General features: G+C 40.7%; 5 protein-coding genes and 2 tRNA genes. All 7 read right to left on the reverse strand.

Annotated elements, in window-relative coordinates; translation table 11 throughout:
- A complete protein-coding gene (gene nagA, locus ED605_RS01485) occupies window positions 1-1119 on the reverse strand; it encodes an N-acetylglucosamine-6-phosphate deacetylase (RefSeq protein ID WP_121977170.1) in 1119 nt (372 codons plus the stop codon).
- Between the two features lie 27 nt (window positions 1120-1146).
- The gene (proC, locus tag ED605_RS01490) at window positions 1147-1950 is read right to left on the reverse strand and encodes a pyrroline-5-carboxylate reductase (protein ID WP_121977171.1); all 804 of its coding nucleotides are present in this window, start codon (window positions 1948-1950) and stop codon (window positions 1147-1149) included.
- A 139-nt stretch (window positions 1951-2089) separates the two neighbouring features.
- Window positions 2090-2653: a VanZ family protein gene (locus ED605_RS01495; protein WP_121977172.1), complete on the reverse strand. Its 564-nt coding sequence runs from the start codon at window positions 2651-2653 to the stop codon at window positions 2090-2092.
- Between the two features lie 429 nt (window positions 2654-3082).
- Window positions 3083-3154 (reverse strand) — tRNA-Gln (locus ED605_RS01500).
- A 9-nt stretch (window positions 3155-3163) separates the two neighbouring features.
- Window positions 3164-3246, reverse strand: a tRNA-Tyr gene (locus ED605_RS01505).
- 70 nt (window positions 3247-3316) lie between these two features.
- On the reverse strand, window positions 3317-4138 hold the full coding sequence (locus ED605_RS01510; protein ID WP_121977173.1) for a metallophosphoesterase: 822 nt from the start codon (window positions 4136-4138) through the stop codon (window positions 3317-3319).
- 64 nt (window positions 4139-4202) lie between these two features.
- Window positions 4203-5696 (reverse strand): peptide MFS transporter, encoded by a 1494-nt coding sequence (locus ED605_RS01515; RefSeq protein WP_121977174.1) that lies wholly within the window; start codon window positions 5694-5696, stop codon window positions 4203-4205.
- Window positions 5697-6046: the final 350 nt, after the last annotated feature.

Raw genomic sequence — 6046 nt, forward strand, 5'->3', positions numbered from 1 at the left:
TTATTTCCCATAACTATACGTTGCCATAAGGGTCAATTGCTTGTCAAATACGTTGATATCCGCATCACTGCCAATCTCAAGGGACCCTTTCCCCCTTAAATTGAATTCCCTTGCCTGATTGGTCGAACTCATTTTGACGGCGTCGGCAATCGAACAGCCTGTAAAGTCAATGATATTTTTAAAGGCTTGGCTAAATTTAAGTACAGAACCTGCTAATTTACCATTCGCCAGCGTGGCTCGTCCCTTAGCAACCGTTACTCCTTGGCCACCAAGTTGATAGCGACCATCCGGCATTCCCTTAGCTTCCATCGCATCAGTAACCAGTTCCAGTCGTGTCGGCCCAATTAGGCGATAAGCAATTTTAACAACGGGGGCAATCACGTGAAAGCCGTCGCAAATCAGTTCAACAGGAATCTCTGAAAGAGCCGCAAAGCCAACAACTCCCGGCTCACGCTGGTGCAGTCCCCTTTGCGCATTAAACAAATGAGTCACATGATCAATCCGACAATTTTGTAATGTTTGATAAGTCGCGTTACTATGCCCAACCGACAGCCGAATACCATGCGAGGCACAGTAGGTTTCCAATGCTAAATGAGGATTTTGCTCAGGGGCATAGGTGATCAGTCTGATTAATCCTCCTGAAAGCTGCTGCCACTGAGCTAAACGGGAAACCGACGCTGCTTGAATTTGATCAACTGGTTGAGCCCCGTGAAATTTAGGGGCAATGAATGGTCCTTCCAGGTGAATGCCTTTAATAATTGGTGACGTCATTGATGCCGTTTTAATCGTCTGCATGGCCTGAGAAATTTTATTGGCAGATTGGGTCATGGTCGTTAAAAAAAGCGTTGTAACGCCCTCAGATTTCATTTGAGCGGCCATTTGGCAAATTTGTTGTGCACTACCTGTCATCGAATCAACGCCGTACCCCCCATGGACATGAACATCGATAAATCCTGGCACCACAATTTTACCGACCAGGTTTTCGATCTGGTCATCGGCCATGGGAAGAAAGTCTGTCATTGAACCAACAGATTCAATTCGATTGGAGAAGCGTAAAAAGCCATCTGAAAGTTCGCGCTGGCCGGTATATAAATGACAATGTGTAAATACTCGTGACATAAGTTTTCCCGATTTCAATTTTTAGATTTATTTGGTTTTTCCAGTTGATTTTTCAATCGTTGCATCAATTCCCTTAACTACCGAATTCAAAAATCCGGCTTGAGCCATCGCCAAAATACCGGCAATTGTATCGCCACCTGGTGAACACACTTGATCAATCAACTCAGCGGGGGCTTGTTTGGAGGCTAATAGCGAACTGGCAGAACCCAGGGTTGTTTGAGCAGCAATCCGAGTCGCTGTTTCTTTACTAAAGCCATACTTGACGCCAGCCCGACTCAAACAATCAATGAAAAAGTCAACATAGGCAACTGCACTTCCTGAAATTGCGCTAAAAATGGCAAACTGGGCTTCTGGTAACTCACTGAGCTCGCCGGTCGCTTCAAACATCGCCAAAGCGGTTTTCTTCTTTTCTCCAGTTAAATTCTCGTTTGCGGCAACCGCTGTCATCCCTTGCCCATATTCTGAATTAATATTTGGCAAGCTTCTAAGAATTGGTAAATTATAGTCAGTTAGCTCTTCCAGCCGATTTAACGACATTCCTGAAACGATTGAAATCAGCGTTTTCCCCGGCTTGGTCAATTCACCATTAATTTCATGCAAGACTTGCCCAGTAATTCCAGGTACCACAGCCAGAACAACCAGATCACTGTTTTTAGTCACCGCTGCATTAGTTGGCTGGGCTGTTAAGCCATATTTTGTTGCATATTTTTCATAATGTGCGGCATGGGCACTATGGACCAAAATGTTTTTTGCTGGTACAAATTGGGCTTTAAGCAACCCTTGAATGATTGCCTGAGCCATTGCGCCAACTCCAATAAAGCCTATTTTCATCTTGAATTCTCCTTGCATCCATATCGGACTATTCCAATTTTTCTTTAAGTCGACAATAGCCGAATTTTGGATGAATTGCAACTCCTAATTGGTAAAGTGATTAGAATAATTTGGTTTTTTACGGAGAATTATCTCTTAATCACCGGCCACCTTTGCGTGTCAATCCCAAAAAATCGATGGAGAATCGCCAGACTAATCTGTTTAGCTTGGTCCGTTTCATTAATGCAATCAGCAGCCAACCAATAAGAACACCAACTGTATTAGTCAACACATCGTTAACGTCAACCCACCGTGATAGCCCAACGACCAAATCTAAAACAAATTGCATGGCCTCAATACCAAAACTAATCATCAGACCTGCAAAAAAGGCAATTTTTATCTTACTGGTTGGTCTTAACAGTGCAATGTAAATTCCCATTGGTAACATCAATAAAACGTTTTGATAAAAATCAGCCGTTGTACTCCAAAAAGGAATTAAATTAACCGGCACCGTCCCAATCATAAACGGAACCACCTGTTGCTTACCTAAGAAAGCTTCTGAAGTTGGTGCCAGTGTGAGGTAGCCAACAATCACAAGATACCCAATTGCCGAAAATATAGTGCTTAACTGCCAGTATGAACCATTAGTAAGTTTTCGTGAGCGGATTTTTAGCCAAATCAAAATTCCTGTCATATTCATCACATAAGGCATCCATTTAATCATTAAAACCGCCTTCCTTTCAGCATTAACAACGCGATAAAAACTAATTATCACTAGTTTAAAGAAAGGAGATTAATTGAAGCTTAAATGATTATTTATCAAAACATATCAGTGATTCCTAATCAGGATGCTTAATTAAAAATTTATTTGACTAATCATCTCACAACTCGATCAGCCAAAAAATCGGCATATAAATGCCTCTTAAGCCGATTTGGGATAAATTAAGATCTTTACCAACCTTACGTAGGTTTTGCCCATCACGTAGCAATTAAGAGGCTAAAAACAACCTTTTTCTTTGAATCACCTAGTGTCTTTTTTTAATGGTGGCCGAATGATTTAGCCATTAGACTGTTACCAATAACTGTCAAACCAGCGTACGAAAAAACCGGCATCACAAGCTTTTAACTTATGACGCCGGTTAATAATCAATTATTGGGCTAGCTGGGTTCGAACCAGCGCATCACGGGATCAAAACCCGTTGCCTTACCTCTTGGCTATAGCCCAAGAATAAAATGGAGGGGAGTGGATTCGAACCACCGAACCCGAAGGAGCGGATTTACAGTCCGCCGCGTTTAGCCAGACTTCGCTACCCCTCCGAAATGTTTATCAGTATCAAACCAACGAATATAATAATACAAAATTATCAGGGTTCCGTCAAGCAATTTTTTAAAAAAGTTGAATCACTTTTAATTGTCGCTGCCATTCACTGAAGAAGTCAGGAGTTTGCCATTCATTGTGGTGATGATTATGATAACCGACAGCCCCATTATAATACCAGGTTTTACCAATTTTCTTGGGTGGCATATGATCATGAATATGCCCAAAAATCACTATGGGCACTGAGTATTGATCGATCAGCGCCTGCATTCCGGTACTGCCCAACATTGCATTAGCCATATTCCAAAAACGTTGATCAGTTGTATAACGAATAAATTGCTGACTGGGGACAAAGTGAGTCATTAAGATGACTTTTTTTTGCGCCTGATGGGCCTTCTCCAGTTGATTTGACAGTTCAGCTAAAACGATTTTTTCACGCTCTGGATCATTCATTGGCTGCTTAATCAAGCTGTCTATCCAATAAGCCATTTTCCAGTGAAAGAATTGTGTTTCAGTTTTCCCGGTGCTTTTCGCAAAGGTATAGTCATACCAGCCGTTTAACCCCACAATTCGATAATCAGTATCCGGAATATCACGAAACTGATTATTTAAGTATCCTGGCCAGTGGCCGTTTTCTAATTGCGCGTAAGTCACATGACGGATCATATCGTGATTACCCGCAATGAATAAAACTTTGGTTTGAGGCAATTTTGAAATAAGTTGTTGGACATAATCGATTGTTTTTTGAAAATCGTTAAACAGATCACCAGCAATTAAATAATAGTTAAGATTAAGCGCCCTTAAATACTGAACCTGTTGGTTAACTGTGTCAGCGATTGACACTTTATTTAAATCTAAATGATTATCACTTGAAGCGGCTAGTCGAATCATCTTTTTCTCCCCAAATCAAAAATGCGTTATCCAAATCAGGATAACACATTTTCTAAATTTAAAGCTAATTGACGCCCTCCATCAGCTTCTTGATCGGTTTTACCAGAAAGACCAGAATGACACCAAATACGACAGCAGCTATTGCGACAAGTGTGAAGTAATTAACCTCATTGTCAGGCGTATAGTACTTGACGATTTGCGAGTTAACCGCCTGAGCTGCCGAATCAGCTAAGAACCACATACTCATCATCTGTGATTCAAAAGCCTTAGGTGCTAATTTAGTGGTAACTGACAGGCCAATTGGTGACACCAGCATTTCAGCAACTTCAACAATTGCCCAACTTCCGATTAACCAGAAAGGACTTACCTTAGCTGAAGTACCAAATAATGAAACTGGAATAACCATAAACAAATATGACAGGCCAGAAATTACAAGACCCATTGAGAATTTGCTTGGTGAACTCGGTTGCTTCTTACCCAATTTAATCCATAGCCAAGCAAAGAATGGCGTATAAAGCATAATAAAGAATGGATTAAGTGATTGGTACCAAGCCGGCTTTATTTGAAGAAAACTAAAGAAATTGTTATTCGTCTGATTAGCAGCGAAAAGTGCTAAAACACTTGATCCTTGTTCCTCAATTGCCCAAAAAATCGCTGCTGCAATGAACAACGGAATATAAGCAATGACTCGTGAACGCTCGGTACTTGAAATCTTTTTGCTTGAGATAATAATAACGAAATAAACCACTGGTGTCGCCACTGCAATCACACTCAACAACGTAATAAAATTAGCAATCGTTAAAGCGCCCATGACATTCATTAGAAGTAAGACAAGTGCAAAAACCACGACACCCAATCCGATTCTTACCGACAGTTTTTTTACATCTTCCGGTTCTAAAGGATCTGAAGGATAAAGGCTTGAACTTGGCAGGTGTTTTCTTCCACCACGAATGTACTGTAACAATCCAAAAAACATTCCAATGGCGGCTAAAGAAAAGCCAAGATGGAAATTGTAACTCATCCCAAGCCAGCCAACCAAAATTGGCGAAATAAACGAGCCAAAATTAATTCCAAAGACAAAAATTGTAAAGCCTGAATCACGACGATTATCGTATTCAGTATACAAATCACCAACCATCTCAGAAATATTTGGTTTTAAAAGACCAGTTCCCAAAGTAATCAACACAATTGAGACAAATAACGCAATTGATCCCAATGGCATTGATAAAGCGATATGACCAAACATGATTAAAATACCGCCATAGAAAACAGTCCTTCGACTTCCAAGGATTCGATCGCTAATAAAACCACCAATTACTGATGTTAAATAAACCAGCGATCCATAAATTGACATAATCGATGCAGCAAGCCCTGGCTCATATCCAAGGCCCCCTTTTGCCACGCTCCAATACATATAGTAAAGGAGAATTGCGCGCATCCCGTAGTAACTAAAACGCTCCCACATCTCTGTAAAGAATAATGTGGAAAGCCCGCGGGGTTGACCGAAGAATGACGTATCTGCGCGTTTCTCCTGGTCATTTTGACCTTGTTGTTGCATGTGACACCCTCCAAAAAATAAATCTAATCCGTCACTCACAGACTGTCAGTAGGATTAGACTTTTATTTAAAAATTAGGCTTATTCAAAGAATAAATCATAATAGTTATTATAAGCTAGATAGGCAGTGAATTCAACAAACCCTATCCAACTTCTTGGAGAGTCAACAGGTAAATGCCTTTAAGTCGGCAATAATTCTTCAGATTTTTTCAGATTTAATTTTTTCCTCGATTGTCAAGTTAAGTGCAACACTAACGGCCTATTCTTATAATTGGTCTAGGAAGTTAAACCAGTTGTGGCATAACATCTGCTGGACAACTATAGCTTAAACAGCGGCGGGGACGGTGATTCA

This window comes from Lentilactobacillus raoultii (assembly GCF_900411375.1).
GTDB classification, from domain to species: Bacteria; Bacillota; Bacilli; order Lactobacillales; family Lactobacillaceae; genus Lentilactobacillus; species Lentilactobacillus raoultii.

What these genes read in the sequence shown, in the direction of transcription:
- nagA (WP_121977170.1), bottom strand. Translation starts at nt 1,119, where the DNA reads ATGTCACGAGTATTTACACATTGTCATTTATATACCGGCCAGCGCGAA.
- proC (WP_121977171.1), bottom strand. Translation starts at nt 1,950, where the DNA reads ATGAAAATAGGCTTTATTGGAGTTGGCGCAATGGCTCAGGCAATCATT.
- ED605_RS01495 (WP_121977172.1), bottom strand. Translation starts at nt 2,653, where the DNA reads ATGATTAAATGGATGCCTTATGTGATGAATATGACAGGAATTTTGATT.
- ED605_RS01510 (WP_121977173.1), bottom strand. Translation starts at nt 4,138, where the DNA reads ATGATTCGACTAGCCGCTTCAAGTGATAATCATTTAGATTTAAATAAA.
- ED605_RS01515 (WP_121977174.1), bottom strand. Translation starts at nt 5,696, where the DNA reads ATGCAACAACAAGGTCAAAATGACCAGGAGAAACGCGCAGATACGTCA.